Origin of the sequence: Janthinobacterium sp. EB271-G4-7A, from assembly GCF_020858075.1 — a bacterium.
GTDB classification, from domain to species: Bacteria; Pseudomonadota; Gammaproteobacteria; order Burkholderiales; family Burkholderiaceae_D; genus Janthinobacterium; species Janthinobacterium lividum.
Genome location: NZ_JACYMI010000001.1, coordinates 1,755,794 through 1,774,325, shown reverse-complemented (window position 1 = coordinate 1,774,325; position 18,532 = coordinate 1,755,794). Strand labels below are relative to the sequence as shown.

Annotated in this window: 13 protein-coding genes and 7 tRNA genes; 3 read left to right on the top strand and 17 right to left on the bottom strand. The window is 62.7% G+C overall.

What is annotated here, in order from left to right; all coding sequences use genetic code 11:
• The first annotated feature begins 2 nt into the window (after positions 1-2).
• Complete coding sequence (locus IGS58_RS08110) at positions 3-743, top strand: GGDEF domain-containing protein (protein ID WP_070254529.1); 741 nt, start codon at positions 3-5, stop codon at positions 741-743.
• A gap of 8 nt (positions 744-751) precedes the next feature.
• Here the strand turns inward: IGS58_RS08110 and IGS58_RS08105 are convergent, their stop codons facing one another.
• From IGS58_RS08105 to IGS58_RS08065, 9 genes are all read right to left on the bottom strand, one after another.
• Complete coding sequence (locus IGS58_RS08105; protein WP_230521042.1) at positions 752-1,465, bottom strand: substrate-binding periplasmic protein; 714 nt, start codon at positions 1,463-1,465, stop codon at positions 752-754.
• A gap of 157 nt (positions 1,466-1,622) precedes the next feature.
• Positions 1,623-1,718, bottom strand: a tRNA-Sec gene (locus tag IGS58_RS08100).
• A gap of 19 nt (positions 1,719-1,737) precedes the next feature.
• Positions 1,738-3,693, bottom strand: coding sequence for a selenocysteine-specific translation elongation factor (gene selB, locus IGS58_RS08095; RefSeq protein ID WP_230521041.1), 1,956 nt, complete (start codon positions 3,691-3,693; stop codon positions 1,738-1,740).
• On the bottom strand, positions 3,690-5,099 hold the full coding sequence (selA, locus tag IGS58_RS08090) for an L-seryl-tRNA(Sec) selenium transferase (protein WP_230521040.1): 1,410 nt from the start codon (positions 5,097-5,099) through the stop codon (positions 3,690-3,692). The genes selB and selA overlap by 4 nt, the downstream gene beginning before the upstream one ends.
• The gene (fdhE, locus tag IGS58_RS08085) at positions 5,096-6,151 is read right to left on the bottom strand and encodes a formate dehydrogenase accessory protein FdhE (protein ID WP_230521039.1); all 1,056 of its coding nucleotides are present in this window, start codon (positions 6,149-6,151) and stop codon (positions 5,096-5,098) included. Before fdhE ends, selA begins: the two co-directional genes overlap by 4 nt.
• 109 nt (positions 6,152-6,260) lie before the next feature.
• The gene (locus tag IGS58_RS08080) at positions 6,261-6,932 is read right to left on the bottom strand and encodes a formate dehydrogenase subunit gamma (protein WP_034779204.1); all 672 of its coding nucleotides are present in this window, start codon (positions 6,930-6,932) and stop codon (positions 6,261-6,263) included.
• Positions 6,919-7,842, bottom strand: coding sequence for a formate dehydrogenase subunit beta (gene fdxH / locus IGS58_RS08075; RefSeq protein WP_034779207.1), 924 nt, complete (start codon positions 7,840-7,842; stop codon positions 6,919-6,921). The genes IGS58_RS08080 and fdxH overlap by 14 nt, the downstream gene beginning before the upstream one ends.
• A gap of 13 nt (positions 7,843-7,855) precedes the next feature.
• On the bottom strand, positions 7,856-10,927 hold the full coding sequence (gene fdnG, locus IGS58_RS08070) for a formate dehydrogenase-N subunit alpha (protein WP_092605954.1): 3,072 nt from the start codon (positions 10,925-10,927) through the stop codon (positions 7,856-7,858).
• Positions 10,928-11,212: 285 nt separating this feature from the next.
• On the bottom strand, positions 11,213-13,366 hold the full coding sequence (locus tag IGS58_RS08065; protein ID WP_230521038.1) for a TonB-dependent receptor: 2,154 nt from the start codon (positions 13,364-13,366) through the stop codon (positions 11,213-11,215).
• A gap of 382 nt (positions 13,367-13,748) precedes the next feature.
• On the opposite strand from IGS58_RS08065, the gene IGS58_RS08060 reads away from it, so the two are divergent.
• The gene (locus IGS58_RS08060) at positions 13,749-15,455 is read left to right on the top strand and encodes a methyl-accepting chemotaxis protein (protein ID WP_070254521.1); all 1,707 of its coding nucleotides are present in this window, start codon (positions 13,749-13,751) and stop codon (positions 15,453-15,455) included.
• A gap of 25 nt (positions 15,456-15,480) precedes the next feature.
• Here the strand turns inward: IGS58_RS08060 and IGS58_RS08055 are convergent, their stop codons facing one another.
• Positions 15,481-15,933: a hypothetical protein gene (locus IGS58_RS08055; RefSeq protein WP_070254520.1), complete on the bottom strand. Its 453-nt coding sequence runs from the start codon at positions 15,931-15,933 to the stop codon at positions 15,481-15,483.
• A 33-nt stretch (positions 15,934-15,966) separates the two neighbouring features.
• Entirely contained in the window at positions 15,967-17,454 is a 1,488-nt protein-coding gene (locus tag IGS58_RS08050; protein ID WP_070280222.1) for a SulP family inorganic anion transporter, read from the bottom strand.
• Between IGS58_RS08050 and IGS58_RS08045 the strand changes: the two genes are divergently transcribed.
• Positions 17,444-17,713 (top strand): hypothetical protein, encoded by a 270-nt coding sequence (locus IGS58_RS08045; RefSeq protein ID WP_230521037.1) that lies wholly within the window; start codon positions 17,444-17,446, stop codon positions 17,711-17,713. The two genes, IGS58_RS08050 and IGS58_RS08045, sit on opposite strands and share 11 nt — an antisense overlap.
• Positions 17,714-17,734: 21 nt before the next feature.
• Here the strand turns inward: IGS58_RS08045 and IGS58_RS08040 are convergent.
• The 6 genes from IGS58_RS08040 to IGS58_RS08015 all read right to left on the bottom strand — a co-directional run bounded on the left by IGS58_RS08040 (position 17,735) and on the right by IGS58_RS08015 (position 18,532).
• Positions 17,735-17,808: transfer RNA gene (locus IGS58_RS08040), tRNA-Cys, on the bottom strand.
• Positions 17,809-17,850: 42 nt separating this feature from the next.
• Positions 17,851-17,926, bottom strand: a tRNA-Gly gene (locus tag IGS58_RS08035).
• 83 nt (positions 17,927-18,009) lie between these two features.
• Positions 18,010-18,085: transfer RNA gene (locus IGS58_RS08030), tRNA-Gly, on the bottom strand.
• Positions 18,086-18,141: 56 nt separating this feature from the next.
• Positions 18,142-18,217, bottom strand: a tRNA-Gly gene (locus IGS58_RS08025).
• Between the two features lie 71 nt (positions 18,218-18,288).
• A tRNA-Gly gene (locus IGS58_RS08020) sits at positions 18,289-18,364 on the bottom strand.
• 92 nt (positions 18,365-18,456) lie between these two features.
• Positions 18,457-18,532: transfer RNA gene (locus IGS58_RS08015), tRNA-Gly, on the bottom strand.

Here is an 18,532-nt window from a genome sequence, read left to right as displayed (position 1 = left end):
ACATGCGCGCCGCCATCTCCGAGTCCGGACTGGAGCCCGACCTGTTCACCGTGGAAGCGGCGGCGCTGGCTGCCGCGCGCCGCATGCATGCCAACGCCAGCGCGTCGAGCGCGGAACAGCGGCGCGTGCTCGGTGAACTGATCAATCACTACGAGCGGCTGATGCGCGAGACGCGGCGCCTGATCGGCCGCAGCGACCGCGCCGAGCGCGACATGCATCTGCTGAACCGGCAATTGCAAACCCTGGCCGGCCAGCTCGAATACCGCGCCACGCACGACCCGCTGACGGGCGCCCTGAATCGCGGCGCCGTGATCGACCACGCCTCGCGCTGCCTGGCGCAGGGCGACATGGCGCTGATCGTGCTCGACATCGACCTGTTCAAGCAGGTCAACGACGATTTCGGCCACCCTGCCGGCGACGGCGTGATCCAGGCCGTGGTCGACTGCCTGAAAGGATTGCTGGGACAGGAGACGGCCATCGGCCGGGTCGGCGGCGAAGAGTTTTCCGTGGTCTGGCCCACCTCCTCGCGCGACGACGCAGCGCAAGTGGCGCAGCGCATCTGCGAGACTGTCGGCCGCCAGCGCCATGCCGCGCCCATCACGCGCGCCATCACCATCAGCGTGGGCCTGAGCTGGAACCGCGCCGGCACGGCATTTGAAACGGCCTACAGCCACGCGGACCAGGCCCTGTACCAGGCCAAACGCGAAGGACGCAATTGCGTGCGCCAGTGGCTGGAAAGCTGAAGCGGCCCTTAGCGGATATGTTCGCGCGCCATGCTGCCGTCGCGGCGCATGGCCGCCGCCGCCCGCTGCATGGCCAATGCCTGCGTCTCGGGCAATTGCCTGTTGCAGGCGAGGTAAGTCTGCACCCGGTTGAAGGTCAGCAGCGGCACCACCTTACCCTCCCACTCCTTGCCGGCAAACGGCTTGCTGCCCACCGCCATGCCGACGGCCCACAAGTCGATGCGTCCGAGCAGCAGCTTTTGCGGATTGAGCCACTCCTGCGTCACGGGCGCCACGTTCAGGCCGCGCTGGCGCAGGTAATCGTCGCGCGCGTCGCCGAGCACCGTGCCGATTACCAGGCCGCGCGCATCGGCCAGCGTGCGCAACGCCAGGTGCCGTTCGGCCAGGCCGTAGAGTATCCATTCGGCTTCGTTGAGGGGACCGATCCAGCGAAATTGCGCTTCGCGCTCCTGCGTGCGGCTGGTGGAAAAGATGCAGGTATCACGCTCGCGCAGCGCCTGCGCATACGCGCGCTTCCACGGCAGCAGCTCGATGCTGTAGGAAAGGCCCGCGCGCGCCATGATGTCGCGCACCTTGAGCGTTTCACGTCCCACGACGACATTGCCTTCCATCATGCTCGACGGCGGCAAATGCTCGCCGACGATGCGCACGTCCGCCGCCGCGGCCAGCGCCGGCATCAGCAGCGCCACTGCCAGCAGCCGTGCCATGCTTGCTTGTTTCATGCTTGCTTTCATCTGCCACAGGGGATACAAGCCGATGTTACCATCGGCTCACCCTGGCATTGCCGGATATTGTCAATTTCGGGACATACTTTCCACAACGTGGCAACAGGCCAACGCCAGCGGATGATGATGCAAGGGAGGAGGAGAGAGAAATGATTGGCGGAAAACAGTAGGAGTCGAACCTACGGGAGAACGTCTGACGCCCTCCACCGGGTTTGAAGCCCGGCCACATCACCGGATGAGTGTGCTTTCCGCGGTACCTGAACTAGTACTTAGCTCTTGGGCAAGGCTGTGGTGTAGGACCACAACGCTTGCGGGCGTAATAGATGCCCATTGCCAACACGGCGAGTATAACCGACGCGGTCAAAAAATTCCAAAACCTGGATCGCCCGCTTGCGGCCCAGGCCGCTGGCGTCGCGGAAGGTGGCCGCGCCCACGGCGCCATTACCGGCCGGCAAGCCTGCATCCCCTTCCGCCTTGTGCGCCAATTCCCGCACCAGCTGCGCCAGCTCGGCCAGCGCCGCCTGGTGATAAAACAGGTCGTGCACCACCTGGCTGATCTGCCCTGCCTTGGCAAGTTTGCGCAACAGCCGGCGCGTTTCATCCTCGGCCAGGCCGAAGCCGCGCGCCAGGTCGCGCGTCCATGGGGGATCGGATCGTCCCTGCTCCAGGGCGGCCAGCAAGGGCTCGGCCACCGCCTGCTCCTGCGGCGTCAGTTCCACGCTGTGCGTCGGCAAGTGCAGGCTGGCGCCGCGCGCAAGCACCTCGCCGCGCGCCAGCAAGCCTTCGATCAGGTGGCTCCACAAGGCGTCTTCCATCTCCGCGTCGACGATGCGTTTCAAACGCCACAGTTCCGGCCCCGCCTCATCTGGCGCGCGCGCGTGGAAGACGGCCAGGGCGGCCAGCACCCGCTCTTCCAGCGCCAGCAACGCCGGCGGCGCCACCAGCAGGGCGTCGCCACCGCGCAGGGCGATACGCCGCGTGTCGGGCGGCAGCGCCAGGGCGTCCGCCGGCAACAAGGACAGGCGCACCAGCAGCGATTCGCGCAAGCCCAGCGGGCCTTGCGCCAGCAGGGCCGCATAGTCGCCGTGCGCGACAAACGCGGCCAGCGCATCGAGCCAGGCCAGCCTGGCCGGGCTGCGCCGCTTGCGCGCAGGTCCGAACGGATCGAGTACCATGCCGCCGCCCACCGTTTGCGTCGCCTGCGCGTTGCGCACGACGAAACGGTCGCCCGGCACGCCGTGCATGGGAGACTCGAATACCAGTTGTACCCTGCCCGTCTGTCCCGGCGACAGGGTTTCGCCATCAAGCATGACGGCGCGCGCCAGCTGGTGCGCCGCGCCCAGGTGCACGTGCAGCGGCGACCAGGCTTTCAGGTGTACTCCCGCGTCGGGCAGCAGGGTCAGTTCCACGTCGAGGCGCTCGGCACACTGCGCCAGCTCGGGCGCGACGATCCAGTTGCCCCGCTCGATGCGCTCGCGGTCGATGCCTGCCAGGTTCAGCGCCAATCTCTGGCCCGCCATGCCCGTCCCGGCTGCGCGGTTCTGCGCATGGATGCTGCGCACCCGCGCTTGCGCGCCACCGGGCGCCAGTTGCAGCATGTCGCCCACTTGCACCCGTCCCGCCAGCGCCGTGCCGGTGACGATGGTGCCCTGTCCCGACAAGGTGAACACCCGGTCCACGCCGAGACGGAACAAACGCCGCTCGTCACGCTGCGGCAGGCTGCGCGCCGCTTGCGTCAGGTGCGCCAGCAAAGCGGCCACACCGGCATCGTTGTCGCGATTGGCGGCCGTGGGGAAAATCGGGCTGCCCGCCAGCGGCGTGCCGGCCAGCAGCACTTCGATATCCGCTTCCACCTGCGCCACACGGGCGCCATCGGCGCGGTCGATCTTCGTCAGCGCCACGGCGCCCTGCGTCACGCCCAGCAGCTGCAAGATGGCCAGGTGCTCGTGCGTCTGCGGCATGATGCCGTCATCGGCCGCCACCACCAGCAGGGCGAAGTCGATGCCCGTCACGCCGGAGGCCATGGTGCGGATGAATTTTTCGTGGCCAGGCACGTCGATCACGCCCAGCACCGTGCCGTCCGCCAGCGGCAGATAGGCGTAACCGAGTTCTATCGAAATGCCGCGCGCCTGCTCTTCCTTCAGGCGGTCCGTGTGCACGCCCGTCAGCGCGCGCGTCAGCGTCGTCTTGCCATGGTCGATATGGCCTGCGGTGCCGACGATCATGCGGACAACCCTGCAAGCTGCGCGATGAAGGCCGTCTCGTGCGCCGCTTCCAGGCAGCGCAAGTCGAGCCATAGCGTATCTTGCCCGATGCGCCCGATCACGGGGCACGGCAAGGCGCGCAAACGCTGCTCCAGCACGCCCAGCGGATTGCTCAGGCGCGAACCGGGCGCGCTGCGGATGGCCAGGCCAAAGCTGGGCAGCTGGTCGACGGGCAAGGCGCCGCTGCCGATCTGGCTTTTCATGGCTTCGGCAGTAACCATATAGGTGGCGCCGAGTACGCTTTGCAACAGCGGCAGCAGGGTTTGCGCCTGCGCGCGCATGGCGGCGGCGGGACGCGTCAAGAGGCGCAAGGTGGTCAGGCGTTCGGCCAGCAAGTCCGGCGCTCGATACAGCTGCAATACGGGTTCCAAGGCGGCCAGCGTCAGCTTGCCGACCCGCAGCGCGCGTTTCAAGGGGTTCCGCTTGATCTTTGCGATCAGGTCGGCGCGCCCGACGATCACGCCGCATTGGGGGCCACCGAGCAGCTTGTCGCCGCTGAAGGTGACCAGGTCGGCCCCCGCTGCTATGGTTTCGCGCACCGTCGTTTCATGCGGCAGGCCGTATTGCGCCAGGTCGACCAGGGTCCCGCTGCCCAGGTCCACGGCGGTCGGCACATGGTGTTTTGCCGCCAGCGGCACCAGTTCGTCGAGCTCCACGCTCTTGGTAAAGCCGGTGATCGCGTAATTGCTGCAATGGACCTTCATCAGCAGGCTGGTGTGCTCGTTGATCCCGTTCGCGTAATCGGCCAGGTGCGTGCGGTTGGTGCTGCCCACTTCGCGCAGCACGGCGCCGGCGCGCGTCATGACGTCGGGGATGCGGAAGGCGCCGCCGATTTCCACGAGTTCGCCGCGCGAGACGATGACTTCCCTGTTCTGCGCCAGGGTGTTCAGCATCAGCAGCACGGCGGCCGCATTGTTGTTGACGACGGTGGCCGCTTCGGCCCCCGTCAATTCGCGCAACAGTTCCTCGACGAGGTCGTCGCGGTCGCCGCGCTTGCCCGTTTCCAGGTCGAATTCCAGGTTCATCGGCCACTGCAGCGCTTCCACCACGGCTTGCACGGCGGCGTCGGGCAGCAGCGCGCGGCCCAGGTTCGTGTGCAGCACGGTGCCCGTCAGGTTGAACACGGCGCGCAGTTGCGAGCGCGATTGCGATTGCAGCCGTTCTTCCATGTGCGCGGCGATGGCGGCAATCGACGCGCCCTCTTCGCACACGGCACCGGCCAGCATGGCCGTGCGCAATTCGGCCAGCACGGCGCGCGCACAGGCCAGCGTCTGCACGCGGCCATGGTGCGCAATCAGGGCCAGGCAAGCCGTGTCTCCCAGGATGCGGTCTACCGATGGCAGGCGCACGGTTTGCCCCGTCGTCATGACTGCTGGCCCTCGCTGCTGTCGCTCTTCCCCAGCCACAGCAGCGGATTGCCGCTGGCGCGCTGGTAGCCCGCTTCGCCCACCAGCAGGTCGAGCATCAGGCTGGCCAGGTCGTCGGCCAGCGGTTCGACGTTGTAATCGTGTTCCTGGTTGAAGACCTTGCGGTAGGTGTGGCAGTCGTCGCAGGTTTCCGCGCGCGCCACCTTCTTCGGATCGTTCGCCTTGTTGGGCAATTTGTCGTCCTTTGCCGTCACGGGGTCGAACGGCGCGGCGTCGGCAGCGTCCAGGCCCTGGTAGGCGATCTTGCCATTCTGTTCGCAGGTCGAGCACTTCACGCGCACCATATGCCATTCGCTTTCGCAGATGCCGCAGTGCAGGTAGCGGTAGCCCTGCGACCCGCCGCCGATGCGGATCACGCTGGCGACGGGGTGCGAACCGCAGACGGGGCACAGGGCGCCCGTTTCCAGGTCCGGCACGCGCGCGGCGCGCAATTCGCTGGCCGACACCGACCATAAAATTTGCAGGGCGGCCGCGACGAACGGCGCATGCATGGGATTGAGGTTGTCGCCGTTTTCATCGAGCACGGCATCGGCGCAGGCGTCCAGCGCAGAGGCATCGAGCGCGCGCAACTGGGCCAGCACCTGCGTCAGGCCGCCGGACAATGCCGGCTGGCTTGTCGCCGTGGCGGCCAGTTCATCGAGCAGGCTGGCAAAGATGTCGCGCCAGACGGGCGGACGGGCGCCGCTGACGGGCAGCACGGGCATGCGGTGCTGGATGGCGCGGCGCAGCGCGTCCGGGTCGGCGGCAGGCACGGCGCCGGGCGCCAGTGTTCCCACCACGGCGGCCTGCGCATCGGCCAGCGCGGCCATCAGCACCAGGTAGCCCTGCATGCCCGCATCGACGGGAATGCCCTTGATGTTTCCTTGCGCCAGTTCGCGCAAGCGCAAGGCGCGCGCCTTGAACAGGCTGTCAGGCTGCGGCAGCAGCAGGCGCGGAATCGCGTTGTGGTCCAGGCCTTCGATTTCGCCTGGCTGAAGAATGCGTTGTACCAATGGAGTTTCCCATCAAAAAAGGGGCTGTAAAGTATTCTAATCGATAAAAAGAAAGGGGTCAGTCCTGGGACTGACCCCGGGTAATGCCGGTGTCATCAATATCAAGAACTTAGTCTTTTGTATTGCGAATGACCGCCTCAAACCACTTCGGATGGTGCTTGCGCGCCCAGCCGTAGGTGACGGTGCCGCGCACCATGGCGCCGATCGAACCCTTGACCCACAGGGCCGCATAGATGTGCACGATGATGGAGCAGATGATGCCGAACGCGCACACGGCATGCAGCAAGGCGGCCGCGCGGATGACGGGAATCGGGAAATAGAACGCAAAGTACGCGCGCCAGATCACGATGCCCGACAGCAGCAAGCCCACCATGCAAGCGAGCAGCACGAAGAACAGGATCTTCTGGCCGGCATTGTATTTACCGATCTTCGGAAGCTTTTCTTCGCGGTTGTTGAGCACGTCGTCCATCTGTTTCAGCCACTGCTTGTCGCCGTCCTCGAACTTGTTGTGGTGCCAGAAACGCACCACGAGGATCGCGAACGAGACAAACATCACCAGGCCGGCAAACGGATGCAGGATGCGCGTCCATTGCCCGCCGCCGAACAGGTTCGCCAGCCACGCCATCGAGGGATGGAACATGGCCAGGCCGGACAGCGCCAGCATGACGAAGGTGATGGCGGTCACCCAGTGATTCGTGCGCTCGTTCGGGTCGTAGCGCTGGATCAGCGGGTTGCCATCCTTGTCGCGCAGCTTTCCATCATGCAGATCACTGTGGCTCATGGTCTTCCTCCCGGATGCGCTTGGCCTCTTCCAGCGCCTCGTGCTCTTCGTCCTTGCTCACTTCGTTCGGACCGACACGCGTGTAATGGAAGAAGCCTGCCAGGGCCGTGGCGGCCATGCCGGCCACCGCGAGCGGCTTGGACCAGCCCTTCCAGAAGCCCACCATCGGGCTGATGCGCGGACGTTCCGGCAAGTTCGAATACAGCTTCGGCTTGTCGGCATGGTGCAGCACGTACATCACGTGCGTGCCGCCCACGCCCAGCGGGTCGTACAGGCCCGCATTCTCGAAACCGCGCGACTTCAGGTCGACGATGCGCTCTTCCGCATGCACCTTCATGTCTTCCTTGGTGCCGAAAACGATGGCGCCCGTCGGGCAGGTTTTCACGCAAGCCGGTTCCTGGCCCACGGCCACGCGGTCCGAGCAGAGCGTGCACTTGTAGGCGCGGTCGTCCTTTTTCGAAATGCGGGGCACGTCGAAAGGACAGCCGGCCACGCAGTAGCCGCAGCCGATGCAGTTTTCCTGGTGGAAATCGACGATGCCGTTCGTGTACTGCACGATGGCGCCCGGCGCCGGACAGGCTTTCAGACAGCCCGGGTCCTCGCAGTGCATGCAGCCATCCTTGCGGATCAGCCACTCGAGGTTGCCGTCGTTGTTTTCGTGTTCGGCAAAACGCATCACCGTCCACGATTGCGGCGTCAGGTCCGTCGGATTGTCATAGGTGCCATGGTTTTCGCCGACTTCATCGCGCAAGTCGTTCCATTCCATGCACGCCGTCTGGCAAGCCTTGCAGCCGATGCATTTCGACACATCGATCAGCTTGGCCACGGTGCCCGTCACCGGGCTGCGCGCTTGCGGCGGCGTTACCGTGGTAGCCGACAGGCGCCGGATATCTAAGGATTGCAGTGCCATTATTGAGCTCCCATCATGCTTTTTCCACCTTCACGAGGAAGGACTTGAATTCCGGCGTTTGCGAATTCGCATCCCCCACGCCCGGTGTCAGGGTATTGATCAGATACCCCGGCTTGGCCACGCCCGTAAAGCCCCAGTGCAGCGGCAGGCCCACGGTATGCACCGGCTTGCCCTCGATCATCAAAGCCTTGATGCGCTTGGTGACGACGGCCTTGGCGATGATGTGTCCCCGCTTGGAACTGACGCGCACTTCCCCTCCGGCAACCACGCCGATGCTCTTGGCCAATTCTTCGCCGATTTCAACGAATTGCTGCGGCTGGATGATGGCATTCAGGCGTGCATGCTTGGTCCAGTAATGGAAATGCTCGGTCAGGCGGTAGCTGGTGGCCACATGCGGATATTCCTCGTGCGTACCGAACATTTTCCGGTCATCGGCGAACACGCGCGCGGCCGGATTGCTGGTCGCCTGCGGGTTTTTCGGATGCATGGGGTTGTAGCCCAGCGGATTTTCGAATGGCTCGTAATGCTCGGGGAACGGCCCTTCGGCCATGGCGCCACGCGCAAAGAAGCGCGCCACGCCCTCGCCCAGCATGATGAACGGACCCATGCCGTTTTCCGGCGGTTCGTCGACCTTGAAGTCGGGAATATCGGCCCCGCTCCAGTTCGTGCCATTCCACTCGATGAGCTTGCGGGTCGGATCGAAAGGCTTGCCCTTCAAGTCGCACGAGGCGCGGTTGTACAGCACGCGGCGGTTGGCCGGCCAGGCCCAGGCCCAGCCCAACGTCTGGCCGATGCCGGTCGGGTCGCTATTGTCGCGCCGTCCCATCTGGTTGCCCGCCTGCGTCCAGCTGCCGGCGAAGATCCAGCAACCGCTGGTGGTCGTGCCATCGTCGCGCAATTGCGCAAACGAAGCCAGCTGCTCGCCCTTTTTCACCAACAGCTTGGTCGCGTCCTTCGGATCGTACAGGTCGGCCAGCGCACGGCCGTTGAATTCGCGGGCGATTTCTTCCGGCTGCGGATTATGCGGCTGCGCATAATTCCACGTCAGGTTGACGATAGGATCGGGGAACTTGCCGCCCTCCTTCTGGTACATGCTGCGCATGCGCAGGAACAGGCCGGACATGATCTCCAGGTCGCTGCGCGCCTGGCCCGGCGGTTCGGCCGCCTGCCAGTGCCATTGCAGCACGCGCGAAGAGCTCACCAGCGAACCGCGTTCTTCGGCAAAGCAGCTGGTCGGCAGGCGGAACACTTCCGTCATGATCTTGGTGGGATCGACTTCGTGGTACTGCCCGTGCGCCTTCCAGAATTCGCCCGTTTCCACGGCCAGCGGATCCATGATGACGAGGAACTTCAGCTTCGACAGCGCTTCCGTGACCTTCTGCTTGTTCGGCGCGGACGCCAGCACATTGAAGCCCTGGCAGATATAGCCCGTCATCTTGCCTTGGTGCATGTTCTCGATGGCTTGCATCAAGTCATACGGTTTGTCGAGTTTCGGCAGGTAGTCGAAGGCGTAGTTGTTCTCGGCCGTGGCGAAATCACCCCACCACGTCTTCATGAAACTGACGTGGAATTTGCGGTAATTGCTCCAGTAGCTGAGCTGGTTCGGCCGCAGCGGCTTGGTGGCGCGCGCGGCGATGTAGGCGTCGAAATCCTGCTCGCCCTCGTTGGGCAGGGTCATGTAACCTGGCAACAGGTTCGACATCAGGCCCAGATCGGTCAAGCCCTGGATGTTCGAGTGGCCGCGCAAGGCGTTCATGCCGCCGCCGGCGATCCCCATATTACCCAGCAACAGCTGCACCATGGCGCCCGTGCGGATGGTTTGCGCGCCCGTCGAGTGGTGCGTCCAACCCAGCGCGTACAGGATGGTGCCGGCGCGTCCCGGCACGGCGGTCGAGGCCAGGGCCTCCGCCACCTTGTGGAACTTGTCGGCCGACACGCCGCACGTGCGCTCGACCATCTCGGTCGTGTAGCGCGCGTAGTGCTTCTTCATCATCTGGTAGACGCAGCGCGGGTGTTCCAGGGTCGGGTCGACCTTGGCATAGCCGTCGTCGCCGATCTCGTAATCCCAGGTGGCCTTGTCCGTGTACTTGCCTTTTTCCTTGTCGAAACCCGAGAACAGGCCATCCTCGAACGCATAGTCTTCGCGCACGATGAAAGGCATGTCCGTGTAGTTGCGCACGTACTCATGCTGGATCTTGTCGTTCGTCAGCAGGTAATTGATGATCGCGCCGAGGAAGACGATGTCCGTGCCGGTACGCGTGGCGCAGTAGTAATCTGCCACGGATGCGGTACGGGTAAAGCGCGGATCGACAACGATCAGCTTGGCCTTGTTATGCGCCTTCGCTTCCGTTACCCATTTGAATCCGCAAGGATGTGCTTCTGCTGCATTGCCGCCCATGACCAGGATCACGTCGGCATTCTTGATATCGACCCAATGATTCGTCATCGCGCCACGGCCAAACGTCGGGGCAAGACCTGCCACCGTCGGTCCGTGTCATACACGCGCCTGATTATCAAAGGTCAGCATCCCCATGCTGCGCACTGTCTTGTGGGTCAGATACCCCACCTCGTTGCTGCCGGCGGACGCGGCAAGCATGCCGGTGGAGAGCCAGCGGTTGACGGTCTTGCCGTCGGCATTCTTTTCGATCAGGTTGGCATCGCGGTCATCCTTCATCAGGCGCGCGATCTTGTCGAGCGCCACATCCCAGGAGATCGGCTGCCATTCCGTGCCGCCCGGTGCGCGGTATTCGGGCACTTTCAGGCGGTTCGGACTGTGGATGAAGTCGACCAGGCTGGCGCCTTTCGGGCACAAGGTGCCGCGGTTCACCGGGTGATCGGCATCGCCTTCCACGTGGATGATGCTGGAAACGGCATTTTTCGCGCCGTCGCCCAGCCCATACAGCAGGACGCCGCATCCTACCGAACAGTAGGGACAGGTATTGCGTGTCTCGGTCGTGCGAGACAGCTTGTATTGCCGCACTTCCGCCATCGCCTGGCCCGGTGCGAAACCGAGCAGGGCGAGGCTGGAACCAGCAATGGTCGCGCCAGTTACCCGAAGGAACTGGCGCCTGGACATCTGAACCATATTCAGGCCTCTATGATGTGAGTAAATAAAAGTCATACGGCGTCGTGGTCGTGTCATATCACCAAGATATAAGCACCATGCCTGTGCCGTATGACAGTATTTTACCCCTCAAACTCCGACAAGGCTTAGTCCGCTGGAAAAAATTGCCTTTAGTCAACATTAATTTGACGATACCGAATATTCCCTCTAAACAATGCCAGCCTGCCTGGCACGCTTGCACATCGCTACCCACCATGAAAAAACCCGCTCGCGAGCGGGTTTGGGATGCGTCAGAAAAATGACAAATTACAAGCTGTAGCGCAAGGTCAGCGCCACGTTGCGCGGCGCGCCCGGCAAGCTCAGGTTCGGGCTGGAACCGTGGCCCGAGACGATGTAGCGCGTGTCGCCGATATTATTGACGTTCAGTTGCACTTCATAGCGGCCCGTGCGGTAAGCGGCCATGGCGTCGGCCGTCACGTAGCCTGGCAGCACGACGGTGTTGCCCGGGTTGGCAAAGCGGCTGCCCACGGCATTCGCGCCGCCGCCCACGGTGAAGCCGTGGCCCAGGTCTTTCGTCAGCCACAGATTGGCCGTGTTGCGCGCCGTCAAAGTGGCGCGCTTGCCCTTGATGGCGACGGAACTGGCCGTCGTCGTGCCCGGCGCATTCACGCTACGGTCGACGGCGATGGAATCGGTGATGGTGGCGTCCAGGTAAGCGTAGCCGGCCATCATCTTCCAGCCATCGTGCAAGTCGGCGTTGAAGGTCAGCTCCAGGCCGTCCGTGCGCTGCGTGCCGACGGGCACGATGCGGTTCGTGATCGGGTCGCTGGTCTTGATATTGTCGCGCTCCAGGCGGAACAGCGACACGGTGGCGTTGGCGCGGCCACCCCACAGGTCGTACTTGGCGCCCACTTCCGTGTTGCGCGTGGTTTCCGGCGCCAGGTCGGCATTGTTGGCGGCCAGGGCGAAGTTCTCGCCGCTCGGCTGGAACGAACGGCTCCACGACGCGTAATACGATTGCGCCGCGCTCGGTTGCCAGACGAGGCCGGCGCGAGGGCTGTAGGCCGAATCCGTGCGCGACAAATCCGCCGTCGTCACGCCAAACGCATTGGCCAGGAGCGACTGCTGCTTGTAGCGGTCGTAGCGCAGGCCGGCCAGCGCCTTCCACTCGTCGCTGAAGCTGATGGCATCCTGCACGTAGGCGGCGGCCGTATCGTAGGTACCGAAGGTATCACTGCGCGCGCCCAGCTTGCTGCGATCGACGACGGGCAGAACAGGATTGAAGATCGACACGGGCTTCGCAGGTGTCGTTACAGCGATGGCGGCCCAACTGTTGGCATCCTTGTTTTGCTTGCCGAATTCGGCGCCGTACAGCACTTCGTGGCGCATGGTGCCCGTGACCAGCTTTTGCGTCAGTTCCGTCTGGTTGAACCAGCCGCTCTCGTCGCGGTTGAGCTTGGCGTGACCCAGGCTCATCGTGCCCTTGACTTCGTTGACGTTGCCGGAAATATTCGTGTTGTTGCGGTCCAGGTGGTAATCGTAGTAGCGGAAGGCATTGCGCAGCGACAGAGTATCGCTGAACTTGTGCGTCAGTGTCGCGGCCGTGGAGACCACGCGCGACTGGCTGAAGTCCGCATCGCGGGCGTTGGCGGCGCCATAATAGGTGCCAGCATCGACGGCGACGGGACGGCCCTGGTAGGACGGAATGCCGAAGTCCGTCAGGCGGCGGTCTTCCAGGTAATCGCCCTGCAGCAGCAGTTTCGTCGCGCTCGACAAGCGGATGGCCACGGAAGGGGCCAGCGCCGTGCGGTTGATGAATTGCTGGTCACGGTAGCTGTCCGACAATTCGCGCGCACCCGTGAAACGCCAGTCCACCGTCTCGCCGACACGGCCCACGTCGACTTCGCCGCGGCGCCCTTTTGTGTTCGTCAGGCTCAGGGCCACGTCCGTGATGTCCACGCCCGGTTTTTTGGTGATGCGATTGACCAGGCCACCCGAGGAGCCGCGGCCATACAGCACGGCAGCCGGACCCTTGATCACTTCCAGGCGCTCCACATTTGACAGGTCGCGGAAATACAGCGCGTCATCGCGGAAGCCGTCGACGAACTGGTCGCCGATGGCCGTGAAGCCGCGGATGAACACCTGGTCGCGCTGGCCGTCACCCGTGGACAAGCCCACGCCGGGGATATTCTTCATGATGTCCTGGATCGACATGGCGTTCTGGTCGCGGATGACGGCGGCCGGCACCACGTTGATCGTTTGCGGCACGTCGCGCAAAGCCATTTCCGTCTTGGTGCCGCTGGCGGAGGTGGCGGCAACATAGCCATCCTTGTCCTTAGCCGCCGTCACGGTGACGGCGGGCAAGCTTTCCTGCGCCCAGCTGGCCAGCGGAATGGCGCCCAAGGTCAAGGCGCCCAGTACGGCGATGGTGATCGGTTTGAATCCTGGCTTGCGCTGCATACAATTCCCTGTTCGATGTTTTAATACGAATGATTATCATTAGTATTTTATCAGGCGACCATGCGATAAGTCAGCACTTATGTAAGTGATAGTACTTATAGCGCAGGTACTTGATGTAAAAACACAACAGGAAATCAATATCAAAAAATAATTAAAATTGCTTTGAAAAACTATTTTTCTGCGTCAATGCTATACTTGCGGCTTGCTGGGCAGCGGTCAGCCTGACCGACATGCCCCTTGCTTCACCTCCATCGCCACGCTCAGCGTGGCGCGCCGCACAGCCATCACGCGGCACCCGAAGACCCCGATCCCCTGCGCCTTGCGGCGCCTGTCCGCCCCTGCTGGCGGCGGCGATCATGACTATTAAACTGTTAGGAATTACATGAAAAACCTGAACATCGGCAGCCGCCTTGGCGTCGGCTTTGCTGTCGTATTGCTGTTGCTTGCCGCCTTGACCATCACCGCCCTCGTGCGCATGCAAACGGCCAGCGACCTGACTTATCGTCTCATCAATACCAGCATCAAGAACCAGCGCATGGTGGCCGAATGGTCGAAGATCATTGAACTCAACAGCGTGCGCGGCGTCGCCTCGTTCGAGATCACCGATCCTGTCGTGCGCGCCAAGATCGAGGAAGACTTGAAAGTCGATGCGGAGCGTTCCAGCAAGCTGCAGGATGACATCATCGCGTCCTTGCTCAATCCTGCCGTGATCGAGCAATTCAAGGTCGTGCGCAAGGTGCGCACAGACTACGTGACGACGCGCGCGCGCGCCTTCAAGATGAAGGCCGACGGCGACGTGGCAGGCGCCAAGGTCGTGTTCGACAAGGAAGTGGCGCCGATCACCGTGGCCTACCTGGCCGAAGTCAAACGCTTTGCCAACATGCAGATCAAGGCCGCCGACGGCGTCGGCGCCAGCATCATCGAAGCCTACAGCGGCACCCGCATCTTCCTGATCACCATGGGCGTGCTGGCGGTGCTGATGGGCATCGGTTTCGCGTGGTGGATCACGCGCTCGATCACCGGCCCCATCCGCGCCGCCGTGAAAGTGGCGGAAACCGTGGCAGCTGGCGACCTCACCAGTACCATCACGGCCCAGGGCCGCGATGAAACGGGCCAGCTGATGCATGCCCTGAAAACCATGAACGACAGCCTGGTCGGCATCGTCGGCCAGGTGCGCAGCGGCACCGACACCATCGCCACGGCCTCCGCGGAAATCGCCGCCGGCAACCAGGACCTGTCGTCGCGCACGGAACAGCAAGCCAGTTCGCTGGAAGAAACGGCCTCGTCGATGGAAGAACTGACCTCGACCGTCAAACAGAACGCCGACAATGCGCGCCAGGCGAATAAACTGGCCGGCGACGCGGCCGGCATCGCCAGCCGCGGTGGCGCCGTGGTGGCCGAAGTGGTCGCCACCATGGGCGAAATCAATACCTCGTCGAAGAAAATCGTCGACATCATTTCCGTCATCGACGGCATCGCCTTCCAGACGAATATCCTGGCATTGAACGCGGCCGTGGAAGCGGCGCGCGCCGGTGAACAGGGTCGCGGCTTCGCCGTCGTGGCAACAGAGGTGCGCAACCTGGCGCAGCGCTCGGCAGCGGCGGCAAAAGAGATCAAGGGCTTGATCGACGACTCCGTGCAAAAGGTCGACGTGGGCACGGACCTGGTCGACAAGGCCGGCAAGACGATGGAAGAAATCGTGCAAAGCATCGGCTTTGTCACGTCCATCATGAGCGAGATCAGCAACGCCAGCGAAGAGCAGAGCGCGGGCATCGAGCAAGTCAACCAGGCCATTTCCGAAATGGACCAGGTGACCCAGCAAAATGCGGCCCTGGTGGAAGAAGCCTCGGCAGCGGCCGAAGCGATGCAGGAACAGGCGAGCGAACTGGCGCAGGTGGTCAGCGTCTTCCGTCTCGATGCCAATGCAGTAGCGACCGACCGTTTCAGCGTAAAAGCGGCACAGCGCAGCGCAACGCCAACTGCTGCCGCACCAGCCCGCAAGGCTTCGGCCCCTGCCCTGCGCCTGCCCGCGACGCGCGCCAGCAGCAAGGCAACTGCGCCGGCCGAAGGCGAGTGGGAAGAGTTTTAAATCTGCTTAAGCAAGCCGTGCGGCATCAAGCCGCACGGGCTTGCGCTTTGGCAATCAGTACCGCCAGCTCGCGTGGCACGGATTGCCCCAGAAATTCCAGCGCCAGCGCCTCCGGATCGATGGCGGCGTCCGCTGGCAAGCCATGCTCGAAGCCGCCCACCATGGTGCGGCAAAAATGCGGCGATTCCGCCCGCGTTTCCACATACCAGCAGCCCGCATGGCCTTGCACGAAGTATTCGCCGATAAAATAGCCGAGCATGGTTTTTACCCACTGCCAGCTCTCGTCGCGGATGACGATGGTGCGCATGGCCGCGTCGATATACGGCAGGTATTCGGCAGCGTTGGTCAGCACTTCGTGCGCCGGCTGGATGCCCAGGCGCTCGACGAAATTCACCAGCGAGGCGCCCAGCGCGTCATAGTAGGCGTCGAAGCCCGCCTGGCTTTGTTGCAACAATTGTTCTTGTTCGTTCGACAGCATTCACACTCCACAGACATTCAACAATCCCCTATTTTACGCCACGCCCACATCCACCCCGGCCCGCTGCAGCAAGGCCTGGTTGCGGGTGGACAGATGCGTCACCTGCAGATGCTTGCCCGCCTTGTCATAGCGTTCATACAAGGATTCGATGGCGGCAATGGCCGAGTGGTCGGCCATGTGCAGGTGCCGGCAATCGAGGATGACGCGGGCCGGGTCCGACGCTGGCTGGAACAGTTCCTGAAAATGCGTGGTGGAAGCAAAAAACAGCGTGCCATGCGGCAGGTACACGCGCGCGCCGGCGCTGCTGTCATCGATATCGGCACGCATTTCACGCGCATGCTGCCAGGCAAAATTCAAGGCGGCGATGACGATGCCGCACAGCACGGCCATCGCCAGGTCCGTGAATACGGTAATGACCGTCACGGCAACGATCACCAGCGCATCCTGCAAAGGCACCTTGCCCAGTACGCGCAAGGAACCCCAGGCAAACGTCTGCTGCGCCACGACGAACATCACGCCCACCAGGGCGGCCAGCGGGATGCGCTCGATCAGCGGCGACAGGAACAGGATGAACAGCAAAATCATCACGCCGGCCGTCACGCCCGACAGGCGCGAGCGGCCGCCCGAACTCAGGTTGATCATCGTCTGCCCGATCATGGCGCAGCCGCCCATGCCGCCAAACAGGCCGGAAACGACATTCGATGCGCCGAGGGCGATGCATTCGCGGTTCGGCTGGCCCCGCGTTTCAGTCATCTCATCGGTAAGATTAAAAGTGAGCAAAGTTTCCAGCAAGCCCACCATGGCCATCAGGGCTGCATATGGAAAAATGATGTGCAAGGTCGCCATGTCCAGCGGCACGGTGGGCCAATGCAGGGCCGGCAGGCCGCCGGCGATATGCGCGAGGTCGCCCAGGGTGCGCGTGGGCAGGTGCAAGAAATGGCTGAGCACGCCCACGCCGAGGATGGCCACCAGCGCGGGAGGCACGGCCTTCGTGACGCGCGGCAGCACGTAGACGATGGCCATGGTCAGCGCCACCAGCGCGCCCATCACATACAAGGGCATGCCTTGCAGCCAGGTTTCGCCCTGCGGCGTGGCCTGGCGAAAGTGTTCCAGCTGGGCCATGGCGATGACGATGGCCAGGCCATTCACAAAGCCCAGCATCACCGGATAGGGCACCATGCGGATCAGCTTACCCAGGCGCAAGATGCCGAACAAGGCCATCAGGATGCCGCTCAGCACGACTGTCGCCAGCAGGTATTGCACGCCATGTTGCGCCACCAGTGCCACGATGACGACGGCCATGGAGCCGGCGGCGCCGGAAATCATGCCGGGGCGTCCGCCAAAAATGGCCGTGAAGGCGCAAATGATGAAGGCGCCATACAGGCCCATCAGGGGATTCAATTGCGCCACCAGGGCAAAGGCGATGCATTCAGGTACCAGGGCAAAGGAAGTGGTCAAACCCGCCAGGACGTTCTTTTGCAGGTTCGAGAACCACTCATCCCGAAAAGTTGTGTTGATCATTGATGCGTATCCAAAGTCGGAACAGGAAAATGCCGGCCTGATGGACAATCATCAGGCACAGCCATACCAGCGGGCGTCACAAAAAAGCAGCGCTGAGGTCGATCGGAGCAGGAAAGTCGTCAGTGACTACATCGGTATGGCGGAAAGGGGAAGTTTCATCAAGGCGCCAGGCGGCGCGGCTGAGCTTGGCGGCATTATACAAGATGCGCAGCCAGCAAAAGTCAGGCAAATGCGCGGACAAAAAAATAGCCCACTCTAAAGTGGGCTATTTTTTTTCATCTGGAGGCGAGGACGGGAATCGAACCCGTCTAAACGGCTTTGCAGGCCGCTGCATAACCTCTTTGCTACCTCGCCAGAGGAACTGCTTGGATGGGCCTTGCGGCACACCTTGAAAACTGGAGCGGGAGAAGAGTCTCGAACTCTCGACCTCAACCTTGGCAAGGTTGCGCTCTACCAACTGAGCTACTCCCGCATTGGAGCTTGGTTACTGCCTAATCACGCCTGCTACTGCGGCGGATAAAAAAAGGAAGCCAGCTTAGCTTCCCTTTAGAATTCTGGAGCGGGAGAAGAGTCTCGAACTCTCGACCTCAACCTTGGCAAGGTTGCGCTCTACCAACTGAGCTACTCCCGCATTGGAGCTTCTATTTTCTGCCACTGCCATTCTTGCTGTACTGCTTCAGCTTTCGCTGGAGCGGGAGAAGAGTCTCGAACTCTCGACCTCAACCTTGGCAAGGTTGCGCTCTACCAACTGAGCTACTCCCGCATACGAACCGCTATTTTACTGCTTTTTGCTACCGTTTACCAGTGCTGCTTTACTGCTGATCCAGTATTCACTGGAGCGGGAGAAGAGTCTCGAACTCTCGACCTCAACCTTGGCAAGGTTGCGCTCTACCAACTGAGCTACTCCCGCAGTGGACAACATTGTATCAGAAGCTCTACTACATCGCCAGTACTACTTTTTACTGCATTTGCTGTTTTTACCTATGACACGATCCAGAAAACTGGAGCGGGAGAAGAGTCTCGAACTCTCGACCTCAACCTTGGCAAGGTTGCGCTCTACCAACTGAGCTACTCCCGC

What these genes read in the sequence shown, in the direction of transcription:
- IGS58_RS08105 (WP_230521042.1), bottom strand. Translation starts at nt 1,465, where the DNA reads ATGAAACAAGCAAGCATGGCACGGCTGCTGGCAGTGGCGCTGCTGATG.
- selA (WP_230521040.1), bottom strand. Translation starts at nt 5,099, where the DNA reads ATGACGACGGGGCAAACCGTGCGCCTGCCATCGGTAGACCGCATCCTG.
- fdxH (WP_034779207.1), bottom strand. Translation starts at nt 7,842, where the DNA reads ATGGCACTGCAATCCTTAGATATCCGGCGCCTGTCGGCTACCACGGTA.
- IGS58_RS08065 (WP_230521038.1), bottom strand. Translation starts at nt 13,366, where the DNA reads ATGCAGCGCAAGCCAGGATTCAAACCGATCACCATCGCCGTACTGGGC.
- IGS58_RS08080 (WP_034779204.1), bottom strand. Translation starts at nt 6,932, where the DNA reads ATGAGCCACAGTGATCTGCATGATGGAAAGCTGCGCGACAAGGATGGC.
- selB (WP_230521041.1), bottom strand. Translation starts at nt 3,693, where the DNA reads ATGATCGTCGGCACCGCAGGCCATATCGACCATGGCAAGACGACGCTG.
- IGS58_RS08050 (WP_070280222.1), bottom strand. Translation starts at nt 17,454, where the DNA reads ATGATCAACACAACTTTTCGGGATGAGTGGTTCTCGAACCTGCAAAAG.
- IGS58_RS08060 (WP_070254521.1), top strand. Translation starts at nt 13,749, where the DNA reads ATGAAAAACCTGAACATCGGCAGCCGCCTTGGCGTCGGCTTTGCTGTC.
- IGS58_RS08055 (WP_070254520.1), bottom strand. Translation starts at nt 15,933, where the DNA reads ATGCTGTCGAACGAACAAGAACAATTGTTGCAACAAAGCCAGGCGGGC.
- IGS58_RS08110 (WP_070254529.1), top strand. Translation starts at nt 3, where the DNA reads ATGCGCGCCGCCATCTCCGAGTCCGGACTGGAGCCCGACCTGTTCACC.